This window comes from Exiguobacterium sp. Leaf187, assembly GCF_001423925.1.
Taxonomy (GTDB): Bacteria; Bacillota; Bacilli; order Exiguobacteriales; family Exiguobacteriaceae; genus Exiguobacterium_A; species Exiguobacterium_A indicum.
Window position 1 is genome coordinate 141834 of the sequence record NZ_LMPR01000008.1, and the last position, 22465, is coordinate 164298.

21 protein-coding genes are annotated in these 22465 nt (G+C 46.9%); 1 reads left to right on the plus strand and 20 read right to left on the minus strand.

The genetic code is table 11. The annotated features are described in order from the left end of the window. Positions 1 to 29: 29 nt before the first annotated feature. The 18 genes from rpoD to rpsU all read right to left on the minus strand — a co-directional run bounded on the left by rpoD (position 30) and on the right by rpsU (position 16743). Positions 30 to 1115, minus strand: a complete 1086-nt coding sequence (gene rpoD / locus ASF99_RS03105) for an RNA polymerase sigma factor RpoD (protein ID WP_023467512.1) — start codon at positions 1113 to 1115, stop codon at positions 30 to 32. A gap of 34 nt (positions 1116 to 1149) precedes the next feature. Continuing rightward, positions 1150 to 2946, minus strand: coding sequence for a DNA primase (dnaG, locus tag ASF99_RS03110; RefSeq protein ID WP_023467510.1), 1797 nt, complete (start codon positions 2944 to 2946; stop codon positions 1150 to 1152). A 146-nt stretch (positions 2947 to 3092) separates the two neighbouring features. Next, entirely contained in the window at positions 3093 to 3902 is an 810-nt protein-coding gene (locus ASF99_RS03115) for a pyruvate, water dikinase regulatory protein (protein WP_047396410.1), read from the minus strand. 12 nt (positions 3903 to 3914) lie between these two features. Next, the gene (locus ASF99_RS03120) at positions 3915 to 4544 is read right to left on the minus strand and encodes a helix-turn-helix transcriptional regulator (protein WP_023467507.1); all 630 of its coding nucleotides are present in this window, start codon (positions 4542 to 4544) and stop codon (positions 3915 to 3917) included. 21 nt (positions 4545 to 4565) lie between these two features. Then, positions 4566 to 6626, minus strand: a complete 2061-nt coding sequence (gene glyS / locus ASF99_RS03125; RefSeq protein ID WP_055966920.1) for a glycine--tRNA ligase subunit beta — start codon at positions 6624 to 6626, stop codon at positions 4566 to 4568. After that, positions 6619 to 7509, minus strand: a complete 891-nt coding sequence (glyQ, locus tag ASF99_RS03130; protein ID WP_029341034.1) for a glycine--tRNA ligase subunit alpha — start codon at positions 7507 to 7509, stop codon at positions 6619 to 6621. Before glyQ ends, glyS begins: the two co-directional genes overlap by 8 nt. 288 nt (positions 7510 to 7797) lie before the next feature. Then, positions 7798 to 8547, minus strand: a complete 750-nt coding sequence (gene recO, locus ASF99_RS03135) for a DNA repair protein RecO (protein ID WP_023467502.1) — start codon at positions 8545 to 8547, stop codon at positions 7798 to 7800. 3 nt (positions 8548 to 8550) lie between these two features. Continuing rightward, a complete protein-coding gene (era, locus tag ASF99_RS03140; protein ID WP_023467500.1) occupies positions 8551 to 9459 on the minus strand; it encodes a GTPase Era in 909 nt (302 codons plus the stop codon). Beyond that, a complete protein-coding gene (locus tag ASF99_RS03145) occupies positions 9452 to 9850 on the minus strand; it encodes a cytidine deaminase (protein ID WP_023467498.1) in 399 nt (132 codons plus the stop codon). Before ASF99_RS03145 ends, era begins: the two co-directional genes overlap by 8 nt. A 48-nt stretch (positions 9851 to 9898) precedes the next feature. Beyond that, complete coding sequence (locus ASF99_RS03150) at positions 9899 to 10249, minus strand: diacylglycerol kinase (protein ID WP_023467497.1); 351 nt, start codon at positions 10247 to 10249, stop codon at positions 9899 to 9901. Continuing rightward, positions 10246 to 10722 carry an rRNA maturation RNase YbeY gene (gene ybeY, locus ASF99_RS03155; RefSeq protein ID WP_029341033.1) on the minus strand — a complete coding sequence of 159 codons (477 nt, stop codon included), beginning with the start codon at positions 10720 to 10722 and terminating at the stop codon, positions 10246 to 10248. The genes ASF99_RS03150 and ybeY overlap by 4 nt, the downstream gene beginning before the upstream one ends. Continuing rightward, the gene (locus ASF99_RS03160) at positions 10719 to 12776 is read right to left on the minus strand and encodes an HD family phosphohydrolase (RefSeq protein WP_055966923.1); all 2058 of its coding nucleotides are present in this window, start codon (positions 12774 to 12776) and stop codon (positions 10719 to 10721) included. Before ASF99_RS03160 ends, ybeY begins: the two co-directional genes overlap by 4 nt. 36 nt (positions 12777 to 12812) lie before the next feature. Then, complete coding sequence (locus ASF99_RS03165; RefSeq protein ID WP_023467492.1) at positions 12813 to 13775, minus strand: PhoH family protein; 963 nt, start codon at positions 13773 to 13775, stop codon at positions 12813 to 12815. 171 nt (positions 13776 to 13946) lie between these two features. Beyond that, positions 13947 to 14417 carry a hypothetical protein gene (locus ASF99_RS03170; RefSeq protein ID WP_023467490.1) on the minus strand — a complete coding sequence of 157 codons (471 nt, stop codon included), beginning with the start codon at positions 14415 to 14417 and terminating at the stop codon, positions 13947 to 13949. A gap of 13 nt (positions 14418 to 14430) precedes the next feature. After that, complete coding sequence (gene floA, locus ASF99_RS03175; RefSeq protein WP_023467489.1) at positions 14431 to 15414, minus strand: flotillin-like protein FloA; 984 nt, start codon at positions 15412 to 15414, stop codon at positions 14431 to 14433. After that, positions 15411 to 15920 carry an NfeD family protein gene (locus tag ASF99_RS03180; RefSeq protein ID WP_023467487.1) on the minus strand — a complete coding sequence of 170 codons (510 nt, stop codon included), beginning with the start codon at positions 15918 to 15920 and terminating at the stop codon, positions 15411 to 15413. The genes floA and ASF99_RS03180 overlap by 4 nt, the downstream gene beginning before the upstream one ends. Before the next feature lie 181 nt (positions 15921 to 16101). Further along, the gene (locus ASF99_RS03185; protein ID WP_023467485.1) at positions 16102 to 16548 is read right to left on the minus strand and encodes a GatB/YqeY domain-containing protein; all 447 of its coding nucleotides are present in this window, start codon (positions 16546 to 16548) and stop codon (positions 16102 to 16104) included. Between the two features lie 21 nt (positions 16549 to 16569). Further along, positions 16570 to 16743 carry a 30S ribosomal protein S21 gene (rpsU, locus tag ASF99_RS03190; protein ID WP_012369719.1) on the minus strand — a complete coding sequence of 58 codons (174 nt, stop codon included), beginning with the start codon at positions 16741 to 16743 and terminating at the stop codon, positions 16570 to 16572. Between the two features lie 313 nt (positions 16744 to 17056). Between rpsU and ASF99_RS03195 the strand changes: the two genes are divergently transcribed. Then, positions 17057 to 18316 carry a dicarboxylate/amino acid:cation symporter gene (locus tag ASF99_RS03195; protein WP_055966926.1) on the plus strand — a complete coding sequence of 420 codons (1260 nt, stop codon included), beginning with the start codon at positions 17057 to 17059 and terminating at the stop codon, positions 18314 to 18316. A gap of 69 nt (positions 18317 to 18385) precedes the next feature. Here ASF99_RS03195 and pulA read toward each other — a convergent pair whose 3' ends face one another. After that, positions 18386 to 21298 (minus strand): type I pullulanase, encoded by a 2913-nt coding sequence (gene pulA / locus ASF99_RS03200; protein ID WP_055966929.1) that lies wholly within the window; start codon positions 21296 to 21298, stop codon positions 18386 to 18388. A 228-nt stretch (positions 21299 to 21526) separates the two neighbouring features. Continuing rightward, entirely contained in the window at positions 21527 to 22453 is a 927-nt protein-coding gene (locus tag ASF99_RS03205) for an LCP family protein (protein ID WP_023467480.1), read from the minus strand. Positions 22454 to 22465: the final 12 nt, after the last annotated feature.

A 22465-nucleotide genomic window follows, 5' to 3' on the forward strand; every position in this document is an offset into this window, starting at 1 on the left:
AAAATTTCATATATTCTTCACACTTTGAATTAATCGAGGAAATCTTTCAGGCGTTTCGAACGACTCGGATGACGTAATTTCCGAAGTGCTTTTGCTTCGATTTGACGAATTCGTTCACGTGTAACGCCAAATACTTTCCCGACTTCTTCAAGTGTCCGTGTCCGACCATCGTCAAGACCAAAACGAAGACGGAGGACGTTTTCTTCACGATCCGTCAGTGTATCTAACACATCTTCGAGTTGTTCTTTCAAGAGTTCGTATGCTGCAGCATCTTGTGGTGCCGTCGCATCTTGGTCCTCGATGAAATCTCCGAGATGTGAATCGTCCTCTTCCCCGATTGGAGTTTCAAGAGAAACCGGCTCTTGCGCAATCTTCAGGATTTCACGGACTTTTTCTGGCGTGATTTCCATCTCTTTTGAAATCTCTTCCGGTGATGGTTCACGTCCGAGATCTTGCAAGAGTTGACGCTGGACACGAATCAATTTATTGATTGTTTCAACCATGTGAACTGGAATTCGGATTGTCCGTGCTTGGTCAGCAATCGCACGTGTGATTGCCTGACGAATCCACCATGTTGCATACGTCGAGAATTTATATCCCTTCGTATAGTCGAATTTCTCGACCGCTTTGATCAGACCCATGTTGCCTTCTTGAATCAAATCAAGGAACAACATACCGCGTCCGACATAACGCTTCGCAATCGAAACGACGAGACGTAAGTTCGCTTCCGCCAATCGTTTTTTTGCTTCTTCATCGTTTTGTTCGATTCGTTTAGCAAGTTCGACTTCATCTTCTGCATTTAACAAATCAACGCGACCAATTTCTTTTAAATACATCCGGACAGGGTCATTGATCTTGACACCAGGAGGAACAGACAAATCGTTTAGATCCGCCTCTTCTTTTTCGTCCCCTGTACCGTCATTGTTGACCTTGATACCTTCTGTTTCAAGTAATTGAAGGAATTCCTCGAATTGCTGAGCATCCATTGATTCGAACGAACTTAGTTTGTCTTCGATCTTTTGGTGTGACAATTCACCATTTTTATGTCCGAGCGCGATGAGTTCCTCTTTCGCGAGACGGAGTAATTCAGCTTCTGATCTTGCTTTTTCTGCCATCGAACCATACACTCCTTCCACATCATGCAGCAGGTCATCGATCTTTTAAACGACGCTTCCGTTCTATGATCGCCTGCATCAGCTCCGCTTGAGCACGGATATCTGTTTGTTGATTCAATCGTGACTTTTCTTCTTCTAACAACCGACGTTGCTGTTCATTTTGGACGGCACGAATGTAGTGACTGAGTAAATCAGGATCATATTCAGGCATTAGCATGAACTCTAAATCCGCTACGATTCGTTGCAAAGAGGCGTCGTGCAACATCGTCAAAAAACGATCAGGACTTCCTTGCGTACCTGCTCCGTAAAATTCATATAGCTTGCCGGCAATCAATTGGTGTGCCGGATCATTGAATTGGACACCTAGTTGCTCTCGCACTTCAAGACATACTTCTTCTGAACGGATCATGTAGGCAAGCAAGAAGCGTTCTGCCTTTTTCCAGTTCGCGAACGTTCGGTCAGGAGGTGCTGTCGGTAGAGCAGCTGGGCGATCGGAAACGATTTGTTCTCTCTTCGGTTGTTGGACGGTTGGACGCACTTGTGCGATCAAGGAGTCTTTCGAGAGTTTAAATTCCTCAGAAAGTTTTCCTAAATAAATGTCCCGTAACAACGGATTGGATGTTCGACCAATCTCTTCAAGCATAGTTTCAATATATCGAACGCGTTCTCCTTCTAATCGCAAGTTTTTTCCTTGTCGAAAATAAAAAGATTTGAATTCAAGACTTGAAACCCGTTCTTGTTCAATCCAGTGTAAAAACGTCTCTTCGCCCTGATTCCCAATGAAGGAATCCGGGTCTTCGCCATCCGGTAAACGGATGACGGAACAGTCGACGGCAACGGCTTCAAGCAACTGTAGGGCTTTTAACGTCGCAGCGCGTCCTGCCTTGTCTCCGTCATAACAAATAATGACTTCATCGACGATACGTGCTAGGTTTTGGGCATGAACCGGTGTTAAGGCTGTTCCTAAAGAGGCTACCGTATAAGGTATACCCGCTTGAGCGACACGCACAACATCAAGATTCCCTTCAACGAGGACGACTTGTTTGATTTTGCGCATCGCTCCTCGTGCTTGAGCGAATCCGAATAACAGTTCACTTTTATTGAACAAAGGTGTTTCCGCTGTATTGACATACTTCGGATCACGACCATCAATCGAACGTCCACTAAATCCGACGATCGTGCCATCACGATCGGAGATAGGAAATACGACTCGACCGTTGAATCGATCTCGATAATCGCCATCGCGTCCGATTGAAATCAATCCCGCTTCGACCATCTCATCTAAATCAAACCCACGTCGTGCCAAGGAATCCACTGTAAAACGATCTTGATCCGGTGCATACCCGAGTCGGAACTCACGCATCGCACCTTCACGGATACCACGATTCTCTAAATAGATTCGTCCCGCGTCGCCTGCTTCCGTTTGAATCAACACCTCATGATACAACTCGGTGACGATCCGATGTGCCTCGCGCATCCGGAACTTCTTTTCCTGTTCGGGTGTCGATTCCGATTGTTCGAATCGATCCGGCTCCAGTTCCGGAAGTGTGACATCGCTTCGATCAGCTAATTTAGAGACGGCTTCCTTGAAACTCATTCCTTCTGTTTCCATGACGAAAGTGATTGCGTTTCCACCTGCACCACATCCAAAACAGTAGTACATCCCTTTATCAGGAGAAACAGAAAAGGAAGGTGATTTCTCAGAATGAAACGGGCAAAGCCCTGAATATCGATTCCCTTGTTTTTTTAATTCTACACGTTCTGAAATCAATTCGACGATGTCCGTTGCTTGGCGGACCTGATCGACGATTTCATCAGGAATTCGCTTCATTCCGTCCTCTCCCCTTTCCTTGAGAACTTATCCTTACATGACCATACCCGCAATGAAACGGAACGATGACTCGTTCCGTTTCATTAGAAAAAGGGCATTATCTCATTTATCAGCTAAACAAGTATACTATGTTCCTGACTGCTTGACTAGTCATGCGCTTTCCCGGAAATTCCGGTCAAAATCAGGTTTGCCGTTTCCTCGACTGCTTTATTCGTCACGTCGATGACTTGGCAACCGATTCGTTCGTATAAATTCCGTGCGTATTCGAGTTCCCGGTTGATTCGGTCCATCTGCGCGTATGCTGCTTCTGGTTTGAGTCCTAATGAACGCAGGCGTTCCATTCGGATGTCGATCAACTTTTCCGGTGAGATGAGTAGTCCAAAACATTTTTCTTTTGGAATATCGAATAGCTCCGCTGGCGGGATCGATTCAGGTACGAGTGGTACGTTCGCTACTTTATATCGCTTCAAAGCCAGATACTGCGAAAGTGGTGTCTTTGATGTACGCGACACCCCGATCAAGACGATATCCGCACGTTTGATACCTTTTGGATCACGTCCATCGTCATACTTGACAGCAAATTCAACCGCTTCGATTTTTCGGAAATACTCCTCATCTAGGCGATAGATTAACCCTGGCTCTTCCTTCGGTTGCATCTGCAAGCGATCTTCCATCGTGTCAAGCAATGGACCAAGTAGATCAATCGCTTTAACACCGTGGGCGCGAGCTGTGTCTGCAAGCAGACGACGATGGGTCGCATGAACGATCGTGAAAGCGATTGTCGCTTGTTCTTCTTTCGCATGAAGAACCAAGTCATAAATAACTTGATCATCATCGACGAACGGAATGCGGACCGTTTCGATGGCTTGTTCCGGGAATTGGATTGCAGCTGCGCGGACGACGAGTTCACACGTCTCTCCGACAGAGTCACTCACGACATAAATCCGTTGACGCATCAGGAACCCTCCTTAAATTTCTTCATCACGTGCTAAAGCGACCAACACTTTCGTCATGTTCGTCTTCGTCATTCGACCCACGACTTTCAAGACGCCGTTCTCCTCTTCGACGACTGGCATTGAATCAATCTGCTTTTCGATCAGTTTCATGCCGGCACCAATCAACGTTTCCGATTTTTCACAGACCGTCAAATTCGGCATCCGTGTCATGATGATGTTGACCGGTAACGTATCTAATTCTTGATTACCGATTGCCGCACGTAGAAAATCCTTACGTGACAACACACCGACTAACGCATGGTCCTTACTGACGACGAACAGCGAACCCACATCTTCAAGGAATAAGTGAACGATCGCATCGTATACGGTCATCCCTTCATGAATGACCTTTGCCGACGACATGAATTCGCCGACGGTCAAGGTGTCGAGTTTCTCATGAAGCATGGACGCATTTTTCTTTCCAACGTACATATAGCCGACACGTGGACGCGCTTCTAGCATGCCGGTCATCGTTAAAATCGACAAATCGGGTCGTAATGTCGCCCGTGTCAGGGAGAGTGCAGAAGCAATCTGCTCTCCCGTGATCGGACCATTCTCTTTGACGATTTGGAGTATCTTTTTTTGCCGTTCATTTAACTTCATCGGCTCATCCGTCCTTTTTCTTTACGCTAAAGTAAGTGCATTGAACCGGGCGACTGATTCGATGGCTTGCGCAAATCGTTTCATTTCGCTAAGACGGTTCGTACGGACTGTTTCGTCGTCCGTCATGATCATCGTACCGTCGAAGTAGGCTGTAATCGACGGAACGGTTGCATCAAGTGCCTCAAGCGCTCGTTCATAATCAAGTGACGCGATTGCTTGATCAACCTCTGGTAAGGTCTTCTCAATCGCCTCATGCAACGCGCGTTCCGCATCATTTTCAAAGAGCGCTGGATTAACAGTTGTGACGTCTTCTGCTTTTTTCGAGATGTTTAAGACACGGCTGAGTTGTTCGACCGTTTTCTTGAACGATTCTTTTTTCGTCGCACTTTCAAGCATTGCAGCACGTTGCTCATTCGCTTCGACTGTCAACGTATGATCAAGAGCGGCTTCGACGACATCATGACGGAAGTTCATTTCCGATAGACGGTATTTCAAGCGTTGTGCAAAGAAGTCTTGTAATGCAGATTGGACTTCTTCGGCATCCTTCGCGAAAAGACCTGCTGCCACCTGTTCTGAAACGACGAAGGCAATCAATTCAGTCAATGTCAGATTCAACTTGCGATCTGATAAAATCTGAACAATCCCTTGTGCTTGACGACGCAATGCGTACGGATCCGCTGATCCACTTGGAATCATACCGACACCAAAGAATCCAGCGACGCTGTCCATCTTATCGAGAATCGCATAGAGTGTTCCTGTCGGTGTTTCCGGACTTGCATCCCCCGCGAAGCGTGGCATGTAATGTTCACGAATCGCAGCCGCGACTTCCGGATCCTCATTCTTCATGTTCGCATACCGCTCACCCATCAGACCTTGCAATTCTGTGAATTCATAGACCATTTGACTGACGAGATCGAATTTATAGATTTGTCCTGCACGTTCAACACGTGTTTTGTCTGCACCGACACGATCTGCAAGTGCGAGTGCCATCTGACGGACGCGACGGACTTTTTCGCCTGTCGTTCCTAATTTTTCATGGAAGACGATTTTATCAAGACGTTTCGCCTGTTCATCGATATCTGCTTTTTTATCTTCTTCATAGAAGAACTGCGCATCGGCTAAACGGGCACGGATGACTTTTTCGTTTCCGCGTGCGACGTTTTCAAGATGTGTTGCGTTTCCGTTTCGTACCGTGACGAAATAGTGGAGCAACGCACCGTCACGTTTGACCGGGAAGTAACGTTGGTGTTCTTTCATCGTCGTGATCAAGACTTCTTCTGGTAACTCAAGATACGCTTCATCGAATGCACCGAACAAGGCTGTCGGATACTCGACGAGGTTCGTGACTTCTTCAAGTAAAGACGCATCGATCGGCACTTCGAATTGTTCGCGTGTCGCAAGCGCTGCAATTTGTTCTTCGATCAATTGACGACGTGCTTCGTAACTGACGATGACGTTTTCTCCTGCGAGCGCTTCAACATAAGCGTTCGGACGCAGGATCGTGATGTCCTGCCCGAGGAAACGATGTCCACGTGATGTCCGACCCGTTTCGACGGATGCGACTTCAAACGGGATGACTTGATCGTCAAGCAGGGCAATCAACCAACGAATTGGACGCATGTAACGTAACGATTGTGTGCTCCAACGCATGTTTTTCGGGAATGTCATCGCTTCGACGACTTGTTTTAGTCCAGGAAGTAGATCGGCTGTCGCTTGTCCGACTTCCTTACGTGTCGCATAGAGATACTCGACTCCTTTTTCTTCTCCAAGGAAGAGATCGTCCGTCGTTAACCCTTTACCACGCGCAAACCCTTCGGCTGCTTTCGTCCAGTTCCCTGCTTCGTCCATCGCGATACGTTTTGCTGGTCCTTTTAATGTCTCTTCGAGGTCACTTTGACGTGCTGCGAGACCTTTGACATACACTGCAAGACGACGTGGTGTCGAGAAGGATTCGACGCTTGTGAACTCAATCCGAGCTTCTTCAAGGAAACGCGTCACGCGTTCCTTGAGTTGTGTTTCGGATTGAAGGACGAATCGAGCCGGCATCTCTTCTAAACCGATTTCAAATAATAATTCATGCATGTGACTCACCTGCTTTCGACTTGATCAATGGGAAGCCAAGACGTTCCCGTTCTTCGATGAAACTTTGCGCACAACGGCGCGACATGTTCCGGACACGATGGATGAATCCTGTACGTTCCGTGACGGAAATCGCCCCCTTCGCGTCGAGAAGGTTAAAGGTATGTGAACATTTTAAGATGTAATCATACGCTGGGAAAACGAGGTTCTCGTCCAAGGCGCGATTCGCTTCTTTTTCATATTGATCGAACAACGTGAAGAGTAAGGCGACATCTGACGTTTCAAACGTATACTTCGAATGTTCGAACTCCGGTTGATAGAAGATATCACCGTATTTGAAGCCATCCGTCCAAACGAGATCAAAGACACTCTCAACGTCTTGAATGTACGACGCAAGACGCTCGATTCCATAAGTGATCTCGACTGCGATCGGATTACACTCGATTCCACCGACTTGTTGGAAATACGTGAATTGCGTGATTTCCATTCCGTTCAGCCATACTTCCCAGCCGAGACCTGCAGCACCGAATGTCGGGTTCTCCCAGTTATCCTCTACGAAACGGATATCATGTTCGAGTGGGTTGATACCGAGCAACTCGAGACTTTGTAAGTACAATTCCTGAATGTTGTCAGGTGATGGTTTCATGATGACTTGGAATTGATGGTGTTGATACAGACGGTTCGGGTTTTCCCCGTAACGACCGTCAGCCGGACGGCGTGATGGTTCTGTATAACAAACGTTCCATGGTTCTGGTCCGAGACTCCGTAAGAACGTCATCGGATTCATCGTACCGGCTCCTTTTTCTACGTCGTATGCTTGCATCGTCAAGCAGCCTTGTTCTGCCCAAAATTTTTGTAATGTCAAGATCATGTCTTGTACTGTCATCTTCACGACTTTCACCTCCGAAATGATTAAGGAACGCAAAAAACGCCCCTATGTACAACAATCGTTGCACATAGGGACGAGACAAGCCCGCGGTTCCACCCTACTTGCATGCATCGCATGCCACTCTTTTTGACAAAGAACACTCCGAAACGCCATTCGCGCCCCTCTCACTCCCAGCTCGCACCAACCTGGAATCGCTTGATTGAGAAAAAGACGGTACTCCTTTTCGTCATCGTGTTCATTTAGTTGCTTCTACCGCATTTATTCTACCGAACCCGCTTGTTGCTGTCAATCGTTGCCGAAATCAATCAACTGGTCGAGGACACGTTTTGAACGTAGGCGTAACCCGCTGTAACGTTCCATATAAGCATCCATGATTTGACGTAGTAGACGCTTCGTTTCCGGCTTCACCGTCACGGTCCCGATTCGCGAAAAATCATAGACGGAAAACACGTAGAGCATCTTCGCGACTGCCTCTGACATAAAGACGGCATGTTCATCCTCATGACGGTGCCGGCGACAGAGTAGACCGCCGTGGTGTAACGAAAAAGCAAACGGTGCTTCAGCACTCCCGCAAATCGTACAGCCGTTCAAGTGTGGCGCAATCCCTAGATGACGCAACAGGCGCAACTCAATGATGAAGGAGACGACGTCGGGATCGAGTCCTTCATCCATCGCCTCCAGTCCTTCGACGAACAAATCATACAGCGCTGGTTGCGGCACTCGTTCATCAAGCGCTTTATCTGCAAGCTCCAGTAGATACATCGCATATGCCATCAAGACGACATCTTGCCGGATATGCGCATGACTCGTGATGACGTCTGCCGATTTTAACTGACCGAGACCACGAGACCGTGGATAGATATAGACGGCTCGAACGAAAGGCTGGCTTGCCGCGTTAAAGCGGCTGCCCGGCTTCTTCGCTCCTCGCGCCATGACGGCGAGCTTGCCGTATTCACGTGTCAGTAGCGTGACGATCTTATTCGATTCACCGTATACGACCGTTCGTAGTACAAGCCCTTCCGCCTTATCGATCATCGCTTAATACTCGTCATCGCGGAAGCCAAGTTCACGCAATTGACCGGCCTTATTGCGCCAATCCTTTTGGACTTTGACCCACAAGTTCAGGTAAACTTTTGTTCCGAGTAACATCTCGATGTCCGTTCGTGCTTCGGAGCCAATTTCTTTTAGAAGTGCTCCGCGTTTACCGATGATGATTCCTTTTTGGGAATCACGCTCGATCAAGATCGTCGCATGGACATCGACCATGTTTCCATTCTCACGCGTCTTGATTTGATCAATCGCGACCGCGATCGAGTGTGGTACTTCATCGCGTGTCTTTTGCAAGACTTTCTCGCGGATCATCTCTGAGATGATGAAACGCTCCGGGTGGTCAGTGACTTGATCCGCCGGATAATACATCGGTCCTTCCGGTAAGATCTTCGCGATTTCTTCAAGTAACGGTCCGACGTTGTTACCTTGAAGCGCAGAGATCGGAACGACTGCCGCAAACTCAAGCTCATTTTTATATGACTCGATGATTGGCGGAATATCATTCGGATGAATCAAATCGACCTTATTCATGACGAGGATGATGGGTGTATCGAGTTCCTTCAATTTTTCAATGATGAAATCGTCACCTTTTCCTTTTGGTTCCGTCACGTTGACCATGAATAAAATCGCATCAACTTCACGCAATGCGTTCGTCGCGACCTTCATCATGAAGTCGCCGAGTTTATGTTTTGGTTTGTGAATCCCTGGTGTATCGATGAAAATCGTCTGAACGTCTTCTGTCGTATAGACACCTTGGATCTTGTTTCGCGTCGTTTGTGGCTTATCAGACATGATGGCAATCTTTTGTCCGATGACACGGTTGAGGAATGTCGATTTTCCGACGTTCGGGCGTCCGATGATCGAGACAAAGCCCGATTTGAATCCTTCTTTAAACATGTAAATCCCCTTTCGTGAATGCTCCTGGTAAGAGGGCACCCACTGTTGTTTCTGTGACATCCCCTTTAAGGTTCGTCAAATAGATTGGCATATCCGCGTCACACATCTCTGATAACACTTGGCGGCATTGTCCGCACGGTGCGACCGGTCCTTCCGTGTCCGCAACGACAGCCATCGCTGCATACTCGCGCGCATCCTGTGCCCACGCAGAGAAGATTGCTGTCCGTTCTGCACAGTTACAAAGACCATATGCAGCGTTTTCAATATTGCAGCCGTGGAAGACTTGTCCGTCTTTTGTTAGTAGAGCAGCACCGACTTGGAATTTCGAATATGGAACATACGCTTTTTCGCGTGCACGTTTAGCTTGTTCGAGTAATTGTTCTGTTTTCATGTGAATATCCCCTTCTTAGGAACGGTATTGGCCAAAAAGGCCGGATTCTTATTGTACCAAATATGGGATGAAGATGCATAGTGCAATTGCAATAGATGTAAGCGCCAACACGAGAACAGCTCCACTTGCAATATCCTTGACTGCTTTTGCCAGCGGATGCCATTCCTGCGTCACGAGATCAACGACGCGCTCAAACGCTGTATTGAACATCTCGGCACTGATGACGATCCCGACCGTCAAGAAGAGGATCGCTCGCTCGACAGACGTCAATGGTAATAGAAAAGCGACAAGTAACACGATGGCACCAACTGTCACGTGAACTTTCATATGCCGTTCTTCTCGAATCGATTGGCACAATCCGTTCATGGCATGCCGAAACGGTTGCCACCAGCTTTTCACAATGTGCCCCGATATAACTCGAAGTGATGCAGGATTTCCTCCTGTCGCTTCGTCATGACTTCCTCATCTGCTTTTTCAATGTGATCGTATCCAAGTAAATGGAGAAAACCATGGACAGCGAGGAAACCGAGCTCTCGCTCAAAATGATTCCCATACTCTGCCGCTTGTTCACGACACCGTTCTACGGAAATGATCAAATCGCCGAGGACGATTGGTTCGTCTTCGAGCAATCCAAAATCGATTTCATCTTCTCCGAGTTCTTCCATCGCAAAGGAAATGACGTCTGTCGCCTGATCCTTTCCACGCCATTCACGATTGATTTCTTGAATCTCATCGTTTGAGACGAAAGTCACGGACAACTCACTATTTGAATCGACTTCTTCTTGTTCCGCCGTGTAAATCAAAATCGATTCGACAAGCTGTCGTTGTTCTTCCGTTAGACGATTATTTTCGTCTGTCATATAAATATTCATGTCGTTGCCTCTTTCTTTAATTCTGGATACTCGATTCGTTCATGGAACAAACCGGATAAGGTATGACACGCACTTTCACCAACGCGATAAATCTCACGTGTCGTAATGTCACATTCCGCAAATTGATCATCCATCATCTTTTCACGAATGATTTTCGCGACCAAGTCCCGAATTCCTTCTTCTGAAGGAGCTTTCATCGAACGAACTGCCGCTTCAATCGAGTCAACGATCATGATGACCGCCGCTTCACGAGTTTGTGGTTTCGGACCCGTGTAACGGAACGTCTCCTCATCGACCTCACCTTGTTCTGCTGCCTTGACATAAAAGTATCTCAGCAGAGAGGTTCCATGATGCTGGCGGCAAATATCGATGATCGCTGCAGGCAGTTTTGCGTCTTCGAGTAATTCAACACCATCCTCGGTATGTGCCAAGATGACACGTGCCGACTCTTCCGGTGTCAATCGATCATGGGGATTGCGTCCATGCTGGTTCTCAATGAAATAAAGCGGTCGTCGCGTTTTCCCTAAATCATGATAGTAGGCGCCGACTCGTGCAAGCAAGCCATCTGCTCCGATTGCTTCACAGGCTGTTTCTGCTAGGTTCGCGACCATCATACTATGATGGTACGTTCCCGGTGCTTCAACTAATAGTTTTTTGAGTAACGGATGCGTCGGGTTCAACAGTTCGAGTAGACGGGTCGGTGCTAAAATACCGAACGTCATTTCAAGAAACGGCAATAGTCCAATTGCTAGGACGGCACTCAAGATACCACTCGCAATCGCAAAACCGATTAAAATCAGCGTTTCTCGTAGTTCGAACGTACCACTTCGTAACAGGACGAATGCTAAGAAAATCGCGATGTTTGCTCCGGCAATCGAAACACTGCTCATGAAAATACGACGTCGTGACAAACTAGAGCGCAGGAAAAACGTTGCGACTAAACCACCGACCAATAAATAGATTGCGATATTGAAGCTGAAGTTCTGGTTCGTACTATAGAAGAACGTTCCGGCAAGCGCCGTAAACAGAGAACTCGATAATGCAATCCGTTCGTTCAATAAATTGCGCAAGACGAGCGCAGCAAAAGCGGTCGGCGTGAGTAAGTAAAATGCTGGATTGATGTCGTCTGCTAAGAACGCCATACCATACATGACGAGTAATTGTAGACTGACGACGAGGTAGACAAGCCCGAATAATCGAATCCGCCCCATTTGAGCGTATCGCAGTTTTGAACGGTGAATGAATCCAAATAAAAAGGCAGTCATCAACGCACTGACAAGCATCGCCCCGAGTAACGGTTTCAACGACTGTCGATCAGAAATCAAGCCGACTAATTGTAGCTGACGATAGGCATCTTGTGAAATCACTTCGCCTCGTTTAACGATCACTTCGCCTTCTGAAATGATGACTGGTTCAACTTTATCACTCGTCTGCTTACGAAGCTGTTCCGTCTTTTCCGGATCATAGACGTAGTTCGTCACGATCAGTTGATCGGTCATCGCTTTAGCGACTGCTTTTAGTGAAAAGGACAGTGGCGAACGTTCAATATCCGTTCGCGCATTCTCACGTGCCTCCGCTACTTCACCACCATCAGACGAGATACGTTGACGCATCGCTTCTTCAATCGCGGTGATGACGACGTCACGTGTCGTATTCCGTAGTGCTGTCGTCGACGTCACAAGCAAGCGTAACTCATCATCCTTCAAAAGAGTTGCCGCCTCCGTTCCACGCAGACGCTGTTTGATTTTACCGATCTCATTTGTTTTTTTGATACCAGACAAACTCGCAAAAAGTTGTTCGACTTTATCAATTTGTTGTGCTGCATACTCTTGTTTGATCGTATACTGACTCTCGATTGCAGCAACCGAATTTTCCTTGATTTGATTTGTTGCAACCCGGTCCTCCATCGTCAAGGGTGACCGGATATCTTCTTCTGCAATTGAGAATGGTTCTGCGGACAAGGCTTCTGGCCGAACACTGACATACATCATCGTCGATACGACGAGATAGAATACTACTGTCAAAAGCCCGACCCAGACCCCAACCTTGCGCATATCATCTCCCCCTTTTCCATCTATTTTCGTAACGGCTTAGGTCAAATCCTGACTATAAGCATCAACGATTTTTCGGACAAGTGGGTGACGCACGACATCCGCTGAGCCAAAGTGCTCAAAATGAATCCCTTTGACATTGCCGAGCAAATGTAACGCTTCTTGTAGACCAGACGTTTTTCCTCGCGGAAGATCGACTTGTGTCAAATCGCCTGTGACGATCATCTTCGAATGGAATCCGAGACGCGTCAAGAACATCTTCATTTGTTCACGTGTCGTATTTTGCGCTTCATCAAGAATTACGAAGGCATGTTCAAGTGTCCGTCCACGCATGTAAGCGAGCGGCGCGATCTCGATGACGCCACGCTCAAGCAGACGAGCCGTATGTTCGACACCAAGTACGTCATGTAGCGCATCGTATAGAGGACGTAGATAGGGATCGACTTTTTCTTTCAGATCCCCTGGAAGGAATCCTAGATTTTCTCCTGCTTCTACTGCTGGACGCGTCAGGACAAGTCGTTTGACGTGACCTTCCTTTAACGCTTTTGCCGCCATCACGACAGCAAGATACGTTTTTCCGGTTCCCGCTGGTCCAATACCAAATGTCAAATCACAGCGGTCGATTCCCCGAACGTAACGTGCTTGACCGAGTGTCTTTGCACGAAGTGGTTTTCCTTTATGATTCGTATGAATGACCGTATCGTAAAGTTCCAGTAGTTCATCCACCCGATCTTGACGTGCCAGTTGAATGGCGCTCGTCGCGTCACGCTCCGTCAAAACAGCTCCACGATTCACAAGTTGTTTCAAGACGCCTACGACCTGTCCTGCTAAGATTACAGACTGCTCCTGTTCGGATTGTGCCAACAGCTCATCTCCTCGATGCGTAAGCTGAACGTCAAGTTCTGCTTCCATCGTACGTAAGACTGCATCATTCGGACCGACGAATGCTTGAATCTGTTCTGAATTCGAAAATGCAAATGGGATTCTTTCGTTGAATATCACGTTGTGAATGGCCTCCTAGTCATGGATAACAAGTTGTCATCGCTTCATATCTAATCTCTTCCACTTTAGCACTTCCGCCGAAAAGATGGAAAGAAAAACCCGTTCCCACCTTTTGGGAAATAAAAAGAGTCGATCCTACGCGTTTCGTAGGATCGACTCACTGTCTAATCATCATCGTTTTCGTTTTGAAACGGGTGCACCCAGAACCTCACTCCAGACGATGGCACGACGCATTTCATCCTGTGAGAGTCTCGTCGCTGATGCTGAACGACTCGACGTTCCAATAGCACCGTCTGCGACGCTATCTTTGATTTCACCGATCGTCGAAGAGGACATCCCTTTTTTCGAATGTTGTTTCTGACGCTGGTCCAAACGTTGTTGCAATTCCGTTCGTTCATGAACGGGTCGCGCTTTTGTTTGCGTTACCCCCGGTTGTTTCTTCGCGGGTGCTTTTTTACGAACGACAGGTGGAGGTACCATCTCTTGTCGCGCCGTATCGACCTGTTCGGTTATTTGTTTCACATAGTCGCCGAACTCCTTTGAAGGTGTCCGGTTCGTCTGCTTCGGTTTTTTATCCGCTGCTTTTGAGATGACGGAGATGACACCGAATGCGATCATCAATCCGACCCATATGATATCCATACCGTCTCACCCTTTATTGTGAGTCATTTGGTGATGATTGCCCACCGATTGCTTGACGCATTTTCGTATCTGCCGTCACGTTCAAGTAGTTTGCATAATCCATGACGCCAAAGTTACCGTCACGCATCGCTTCAGCGATCGCAAGCGGCACTTCCGCTTCAGCAGCGACAACCTTCGCACGCATCTCTTCAACACGTGATTTCATCTCTTGTTCACTTGCGATCGCCATTGCGCGACGTTCTTCCGCTTTTGCTTGCGCAATGTTCTTATCTGCTTCTGCTTGATCCGTCTGCAGAACCGCACCAATATTCTTACCGATATCAATGTCCGCGATATCAATCGAGAGAATCTCGAACGCCGTACCCGAATCGAGTCCTTTCGCAAGAACCGTCCGTGAGATCATCTCTGGATTCTCAAGTACTTCTTTTTGGTCATTACACGAACCAATGGTTGAGATGACACCCTCACCAACACGTGCGATGACCGTTTCTTCCCCAGCACCACCGACGAGACGATCAATGTTCGCACGTACCGTGATCCGGGCTTTCGCTTTTACTTCAATCCCGTTCATTGCCACACCGGCGATAAATGGTGTTTCGATGACTTTCGGGTTAACCGACATTTGAACAGCTTCCAGAACGTTACGACCAGCAAGATCAATCGCTGCTGCGCGTTCGAAGCTCAACTCGATATTCGCACGGTGTGCTGCAATCAAGGCATTGACGACGCGGTCAACGTTACCACCGGCAAGGAAGTGACTTTCCAGTTGATTCGTATTCAAGTTCAATCCCGCTTTAACTGCCTTAATCAACGGATTGACGATTTTAGATGGTGTCACTCGACGTAGTCGCATCCCGACTAATGTAAAGATCGATACACGTACGCCTGCTGCGAGCGAGCTGATCCAAAGTGGGATCGGAACGAGCGTGAAGAAGATGGCGAGGAAAATTAAAATTCCTCCAGATATGAGTAATACGGTCAATAGTTCAGGTGTCATGTGTGGGACTCCTCCTTCGTATGTTGGACTCTAACAATGACGCGTCCATGCGTCACTTCTTTTACGACGATTGTTTCCCCCGCTTGAATGAAGGTCCCTTCCGTTACGGCATCAATTCGATTCCCATCGATTTCAATCGTTCCTGATGGACGAAGAGGCGTCAAACTGACTCCTTCTTGTCCTAACAGTTGTACTTTGTCTTGATGGGAGAGATAGCCTTTTTCAGACGATGTCGAATCCGTCAAAATCAAACCGCGCCATAGTAACGACTGATTTGATTTAATTCTGCGATACGCCCAGTATCCGGCCGCAAGCGATAGAAATACAGCAAGTCCGATTGCGATACCTACTTGACCAACTGTAGCGCCTGCCATGATCAGACTAGCAAGGACCGCACCGATTCCGAGGACTCCAAAGATTCCGAACCCTGTGACGAATATTTCGACCAGTAACATGAGGACCCCAATCATGAAGACCGCCAAAATCATTCCTAAGCTAAACGTCATGCGTACGTTCACCCCTTTTCATTCGTGTCAGAAGCTGCTTCTTTTGCACTTTGATTCGTTACTATAATTATATACGCTTTCAAAACAAAAAGGTTTCATGACTATTCTGAATTCATTAAGAAACTTTTAATTGTGACAGGAACGACAAAAAAGGTGCCCCGAAGGACACCTTTTTCATGTATTAAGCGAGCCGTTGTTTGACGAGTCGATTAATTAACGCACCGTCTGCCTTGCCTTTAAGCTGTGGCATGACGATACCCATTACTTTCCCCATATCTGAAGGAGCAGAGGCACCCGTCTGCGCAATAGCTGCGTCGACGATTTCCTGTACTTCTTCCTCGGAAAGCTGTTTTGGCATATAAGCTTCGAGCACGACAATCTCTGCTTGAATTTTCTCGACGAGATCGTGACGACCAGCGCTTTCGAATTCTCGGAGGGAGTCGTTGCGCTGCTTCATTTCACGTGAAAGAATTGTTAATTCTTCCTCGTCTGTCAATTCTTGCTTACCGAGTTTGATCGTTTCATTTTGCAGCGATGATTTCACCATCCGAATCGTCGTAAGACGATCTTTTTCACGTAGACGCATGGCTTCTTTCATATCCGCTGTCAAACGCTCCTGAAGACTCATGAGGATACACCCTCTCTAACGTTAGAACTTCTTACGCTTACGCGCAGCCTCCGATTTAAGCTTACGTTTTACACTTGGCTTTTCGTAGTGTTTACGTTTACGAACTTCTGCAAGCGTACCATCTTTTGAAACACCACGTTTGAAGCGACGAAGTGCGTCTTCAAGTGATTCATTTTTACGTACACGAGTTTCCACTAGTTTTCCCTCCCTCCGATATTACCGACTAAAGGAAACGTGTCAGACACGTCATACAACATTATAGTAGGAATATACAATTTGGTCAACAGTTGATTCTAGCGACTTTTCTGTACCCTACGCTGTTCCTTTTTGTTCTTATCTATCCTCTCATGGTTGCATCCGTTTGACAACAAAATCTAGTCATTCCTGCATCAAAATCCAGAAACTTTTTTGTAAGCGTTATCATCTATTTTTTAAAATGTTTTGTCAAAAAGGGTGATGATGTGTCAAAATATAGACAATTATCAAATAAAGGAGTGTGACATTACTTATGAAAGAAGCAAAGCGCATCATTTGGGGATTGATTCTCGGGGTGATTCTCGGAATCGTCCTCGCTTCCTTACCGGACAAGTCGATTTATGAGGGATTGAATAAATATGCTTTACAACCCATCGGAACGATCTTCCTGAACTTAATTAAGATGCTCGTCGTACCGATCGTCTTCTTCTCAATCGCCCTTGGCGTCATGGGACTTGGAAATCCAAAAGAGCTTGGTCGTGTTGGTGGTAAAGCCATCACTTATTTCATGACGACGACAGCTGTCGCAATTGTCATTGCTCTCGGTTTGTCATTACTGATCAAACCGGGTACGTTTGGTAACTTCGAGACGCAAGGTCTGGAATATGATAACGGAAATCTACCAGATACGAGCATAATCAACACAATCGTTGGTATGTTCCCGACGAACCCGATCACGTCGATGGCGGAAGGAAATATGCTACAAATCATCGTCTTCAGTGTCTTTATCGGTTTTGGGATCACGTTCCTCGGTCAAAAAGTCTCGACACTACGGACGTTCATCGAGCAGGGTAATGATTTAATGACGTACTTGATCACGCTCGTCATGAAAATGGCACCGCTTGGAGCATTTGCTTTGATCGCATCAGCCGTCGGTTCTCAAGGGTGGGATTCGCTAAAAGCAATGGGACTTTATATGGGTGTCGTCATCTTGTCACTATTCGTCCATTCCGTATTGACGTATGGTTCGACTGTTTCACTTCTTGGGAAGATGAACCCGTTCTTCTTCTTTAAGAAGTTCGCACCTGTCATGCTGTTCGCTTTCTCGACGTCTTCGTCGAACGCAACACTCCCTGTTGCGATGCAAACGGCTCAAAAAGAGTTGAAGGTTCCGCGCTCCGTCTCAAGTTTCGTCCAGCCTCTCGGTGCGACGATCAACATGGATGGAACAGCAATCATGCAAGGTGTCGCGACTGTCTTCATCGCGCAAGTCTACGCTGTTGATTTGACGCCAGGTCAACTTGCGACGGTCGTCCTGACAGCTGTTCTTGCATCGGTCGGTACAGCTGGTGTACCAGGTGTCGGTCTCGTCATGTTGACGATGGTTCTTCAATCGGTCAATCTACCGGTCGAAGGGATCGCTTTAATCATCGGTGTCGATCGTCTTCTTGATATGATGCGGACAGCCGTCAACATCACTGGTGACGCAGCATGTGCCGTCATCGTCGCGAAATCGGAAGAAGGTAATCTGAAAGAAGAAGAGAACGAAGAAACGGATGAGCGTTACGCTTGATTGCATGTTTCTCGACTGACGAAAAGGACGTTCCGCCAACCGGCGGAACGTCCTTTCTTATTTGTTCACTTATTTTGATAAGACGAATGAGCTAAGTCCTTCGACACGAACCGCACCTGATACGTTACGGATTGCTTTGGTTCCTGCTTGTTTACCGTCTACAAGCAGCTTCCATTTTCCTTTTGGTAACTTCAAGTCGACTGCTTTTCGATTTGCATTGTGAATGACATAGAGATCCTCTTTTTGTTTCGGCGCAGCATCATCTAGTCGATACGCGATGACTTGAGCCGGTGCTGCTTCAAACGTCAGGTAACGACGAATGTCTTTTGCTGTTGCTAAATGAAGTACTGGATTCTTTTTGCGTAACTCGATCAATCCTGTCATATAATCAACGTCTTGTTGACGGTCCATCTTCCGTTTCCAGTCGAGCTGGTTGACAGAATCCGGTGATTTATATGAGTTATGGTCGCCGCCCTTCGTCCGCATGAAATCCTGTCCTGCATGGATGAACGTTGTTCCTTGAGACGTCAACAAGATACTTGAAGCTAGACGATGCATCTTTGTCTTCGTTGCGTCATTGTCTTGTGGATTCGTCAGCTTCAACTTATCCCAGAGCGTATGGTTATCATGTGCTTCAACGTAAGTGATCGCTTGATCTGGTTCTTGCGTAAATCCTTGAATCTCTTTGTCATAAGCAATCTCTCCGACGATTCCGCGTTTGATGCGCGTTTCAAGACCCGTTGCTCCGTTAATGAAACCAGCATCTGAATCGATGAAGACGCTACCTTTGAGCGCATCGCGTAGGTTGTCATTGAAATGTCCGATTCCTGGCATTTGTTTTGTATTCGTTTGGTTGGCCTTCTCTGAATCTGGAAGCGGTGTTCCAAGGCTCCACCCTTCTCCGAATACGAGAATCGACGGATCAATTCGTTTTGTCGCCTGTTTGACAGCATTCATCGTCTTGACGTCATGAATGCCCATTAAGTCAAATCGGAATCCGTCCCAGTGGTATTCTTTCGCCCAGTAAGAGACAGAATCAACGATCAATTTGTGCATCATTTGACGCTCAGACGCTGTATCGTTTCCGACACCCGTTCCGTTCGCTAAATCGCCGCCTTCTGTATAACGGTAGTAATAACCAGGAACGATTTTATCAAGGTTTGATGCCTTTGCGTCAAACATGTGGTTGTAGACGACATCCATGACAGCACGAAGTCCATTGTCATGTAGCCCTTGAATCATCTGCTTCATTTCCTTGATTCGGACTTTTGGATCATAGGGGTTTGTCGCATACGATCCTTCTGGTGCGTTATAGTTCTTTGGATCATAACCCCAGTTATACGATTTAAGCGGGTTCGTCTCATCGACGGAAGCTGTGTTGAAATCATAGACTGGAATGAACTGAACGTGCGTGATGCCAAGTTCCTTCAGATGATCAAGTCCCGTCTTCGTCTTCGTTTTCTTACCATCCTTCGTTAAACGTGTACCTGGCTCGATGACGCCGAGATACTTCCCTTTTTGTTTGATACCTGAATCGTAACCCGAGTTCGTCACATCAAACATCGATAAATCACGGACGTGTGATTCATAGATGATCGCATCTGTCGCATGGCGAAGTGGCATTTTTCCATTTGTCCAGCGTTTTGGATCCGTCTCGCGTAAGTCGACGACGACACCTTGGTCGCCATTGACGGCGACTGCTGTCGCATACGGATCAACCGCACGCGTCGATTCTTTGGCATGTTTGACTTCGTATGTGTATCCGACACCGTCAAGATCGCCCTTGACCGTCACTTGATACACACCACGATCCGTTCGTTCCATCTTGATTTCGCGCGTGATATCTTTTGTCGTAGCAGCTTGTTGCTTTGGTAAGCGATACAATTCGAGCTCGACCGCTTGTGCTGTCGGTGCCCAAACTTTAAACGTCGTCTTTGACTTTTGATAGTCGACACCGAGTTTTCCATCGTAGGCATACTTTTGGTCGAATGCTTTCGAACGGAGCACTTTACCCGCTTCAAGGACTGCTTCTCCAAAAACAGGATGAGACGCTCGGACGACTTTTGCTAAATCGATATCTGAAATGACTTCGACTTTTACCGTTTTGGCATCGATTGCTGACACGGCTGGATTCGTCACGCCTTCAAACGTAAATGCCTTTACGTCTTCTTCCGTCAACGGTGCATTCGTTTTCAATGTCATCGTCCGGAAGTCATCTGCTAAAAAGCTTGTGATTTTCGGTGTGCGATCGATTTCCGGTTTGCTGTAGTATACCGTCTGATCCCCTTCAATCAACCAGATGTCTTTCGCCCCTGCATAAAAGAAACGATCAGCTCCGTCTTTTTCCGACCATCCTTCAAGATGAGGAATAACGCCTGCAAGACGTGCTTTCGTCGGATTATCGAGTGTTACCTTGGCAACGGCACCGAACTCATCTTGCTTGTCAAACTCGAATCGCTTGCCATCTTGCTCTTCCGGCCAAGACCAAACGCCATACTTTTCATAATCATTGTCATACCGGTAATAGTGGATGTTCGTGTCGATATTTTCGACATCTGCTCCATTGCTTGGATTGACTGTCGAGATGTTCTTACTTCCCGACTCGATCCAGATTTCAGCAACACCATTTTTAATCATGTCTTTCGTAATGAAGCGATCATTCTCAGATCCCCCATCTTTGTTCCAGTTATCATCTCGAACGATAAAGCCGATTTTTTCCGGCTGATCAACTGGGAATTCATAAGCTGCGATTTTTCCGTAAGCATCCTCGCCGTTAAAAGCATGAGCTTTATTCGGAAAATAATCCGGTCCATTTGCCCATAACCACAGATTCCAATCCTTCGTGGCATTCGGGTCTGCCTTGTAGTGAATGATGACCAATGTCGACTTCCCTTTTTCCAGTGCTTGACCAGATAAAGAGAGTCCACTAAATATCAGTGCAAACGTTAGCGCAACGATACAAACGAATCTCATGCGTTTCATACGGTAGCCATCTCCTTTTGGTATGTAATCGTTTTCATTTTGCATCCGTTTACAAGTCCTGTCAAAGCCTATTTCATCGGTTTGGTCGAAAATAAGACTTTTGAACCAAGCACTTTTTTTCAAAAAGAATGGGGAGTTACATCAGAGGAAGACAGAAAAAAAGCGTCTCCACAATCATGTGCTAGAGACGCTCATCCTGATTTGTCTGATGGTACTACTAGTTATAGCTTACGATCGTGCAAGAAGTTTAGCGATTGTCTGCTTCGTCTGTTCCATTGATTCGTCCGATGCAAAGAAATACCAGACACCATCACTTGCGATATATCCTTCTCCCTCGATTTTCAGCGGCTTTAATTGTTCGAACCCCCGCTGATTTTCCTGCGCTAGTTGCGCTGCGACATCGAGTCCAATATTCGTCGTAAAGTTGTTTTTCATGACGTCCGTAATCTTTTCGAGTTGCGTCAACAACTGTGGTCCAGCAAGCTTCATTCCGACGGCTTCTAGCACTTGACGCTGACGAATTTGTCGTCCCATATCGCCGAGTGGATCTTGCTTTCGCATCCGAGCGTAACCACTCGCTTCAAGACCCGTCAGATGAATTTTCCCTTTCTCATACTCCTTTTGAAGACGACGGTCGTTCCAACTGAAGGCAGATGGATTGTCGACCGTGACACCCCCAACAGCATCGACCAACTCAATCAATCCATCCATGTTGATTTTCGCATAATAAGGAATATCGGTCTCAAACGTCTGCTCCACCGTCTCGACTGTCTCTTTCACCCCCCCATAGGCATAGGTATGATTGATTTTAGTCTTTTCGCCAGACGGCACGGTTACCTGCATATCTCTTGGAATGGACAGGGAAGTCGCTTGTCTTGTTTTTGGATTGAATGAAAGAAGCATGATGGCATCGGCACGTCCTTTATCGTTTTTCCGTTCATCCACGCCCAGTAATAAGACATTGACCGGCTTCATCGATTCGAGTGGTTTCGGCCGCTCTCCATCTAACGGTGTTAAGAACGCGTCTGCCGTTTGCTTCACTTTTAAAAAAGCTAAACCAGCTGATGTACTAGCAATCAGAACGAACCCTAGTAGGAGCGCACTCAATACGCGCCAAACAAGGCGTGGTTTTCTTTTCGCCATTCGGGATCTCATGTCATGAACTCC

Bases quoted from the DNA above. Each gene is read 5' to 3' on its own strand.
- rpoD (WP_023467512.1), bottom strand. From the start codon at position 1,115: ATGGCAGAAAAAGCAAGATCAGAAGCTGAATTACTCCGTCTCGCGAAA.
- dnaG (WP_023467510.1), bottom strand. From the start codon at position 2,946: ATGAAGCGAATTCCTGATGAAATCGTCGATCAGGTCCGCCAAGCAACG.
- ASF99_RS03115 (WP_047396410.1), bottom strand. From the start codon at position 3,902: ATGCGTCAACGGATTTATGTCGTGAGTGACTCTGTCGGAGAGACGTGT.
- ASF99_RS03120 (WP_023467507.1), bottom strand. From the start codon at position 4,544: ATGAAGTTAAATGAACGGCAAAAAAAGATACTCCAAATCGTCAAAGAG.
- glyS (WP_055966920.1), bottom strand. From the start codon at position 6,626: ATGCATGAATTATTATTTGAAATCGGTTTAGAAGAGATGCCGGCTCGA.
- glyQ (WP_029341034.1), bottom strand. From the start codon at position 7,509: ATGACAGTACAAGACATGATCTTGACATTACAAAAATTTTGGGCAGAA.
- recO (WP_023467502.1), bottom strand. From the start codon at position 8,547: ATGATCGATAAGGCGGAAGGGCTTGTACTACGAACGGTCGTATACGGT.
- era (WP_023467500.1), bottom strand. From the start codon at position 9,459: ATGTTTAAAGAAGGATTCAAATCGGGCTTTGTCTCGATCATCGGACGC.
- ASF99_RS03145 (WP_023467498.1), bottom strand. From the start codon at position 9,850: ATGAAAACAGAACAATTACTCGAACAAGCTAAACGTGCACGCGAAAAA.
- ybeY (WP_029341033.1), bottom strand. From the start codon at position 10,722: ATGAATATTTATATGACAGACGAAAATAATCGTCTAACGGAAGAACAA.
- ASF99_RS03160 (WP_055966923.1), bottom strand. From the start codon at position 12,776: ATGCGCAAGGTTGGGGTCTGGGTCGGGCTTTTGACAGTAGTATTCTAT.
- ASF99_RS03170 (WP_023467490.1), bottom strand. From the start codon at position 14,417: ATGGATATCATATGGGTCGGATTGATGATCGCATTCGGTGTCATCTCC.
- floA (WP_023467489.1), bottom strand. From the start codon at position 15,414: ATGACACCTGAACTATTGACCGTATTACTCATATCTGGAGGAATTTTA.
- ASF99_RS03180 (WP_023467487.1), bottom strand. From the start codon at position 15,920: ATGACGTTTAGCTTAGGAATGATTTTGGCGGTCTTCATGATTGGGGTC.
- ASF99_RS03185 (WP_023467485.1), bottom strand. From the start codon at position 16,548: ATGAGTCTTCAGGAGCGTTTGACAGCGGATATGAAAGAAGCCATGCGT.
- ASF99_RS03195 (WP_055966926.1), top strand. From the start codon at position 17,057: ATGAAAGAAGCAAAGCGCATCATTTGGGGATTGATTCTCGGGGTGATT.
- pulA (WP_055966929.1), bottom strand. From the start codon at position 21,298: ATGAAACGCATGAGATTCGTTTGTATCGTTGCGCTAACGTTTGCACTG.
- ASF99_RS03205 (WP_023467480.1), bottom strand. From the start codon at position 22,453: ATGAGATCCCGAATGGCGAAAAGAAAACCACGCCTTGTTTGGCGCGTA.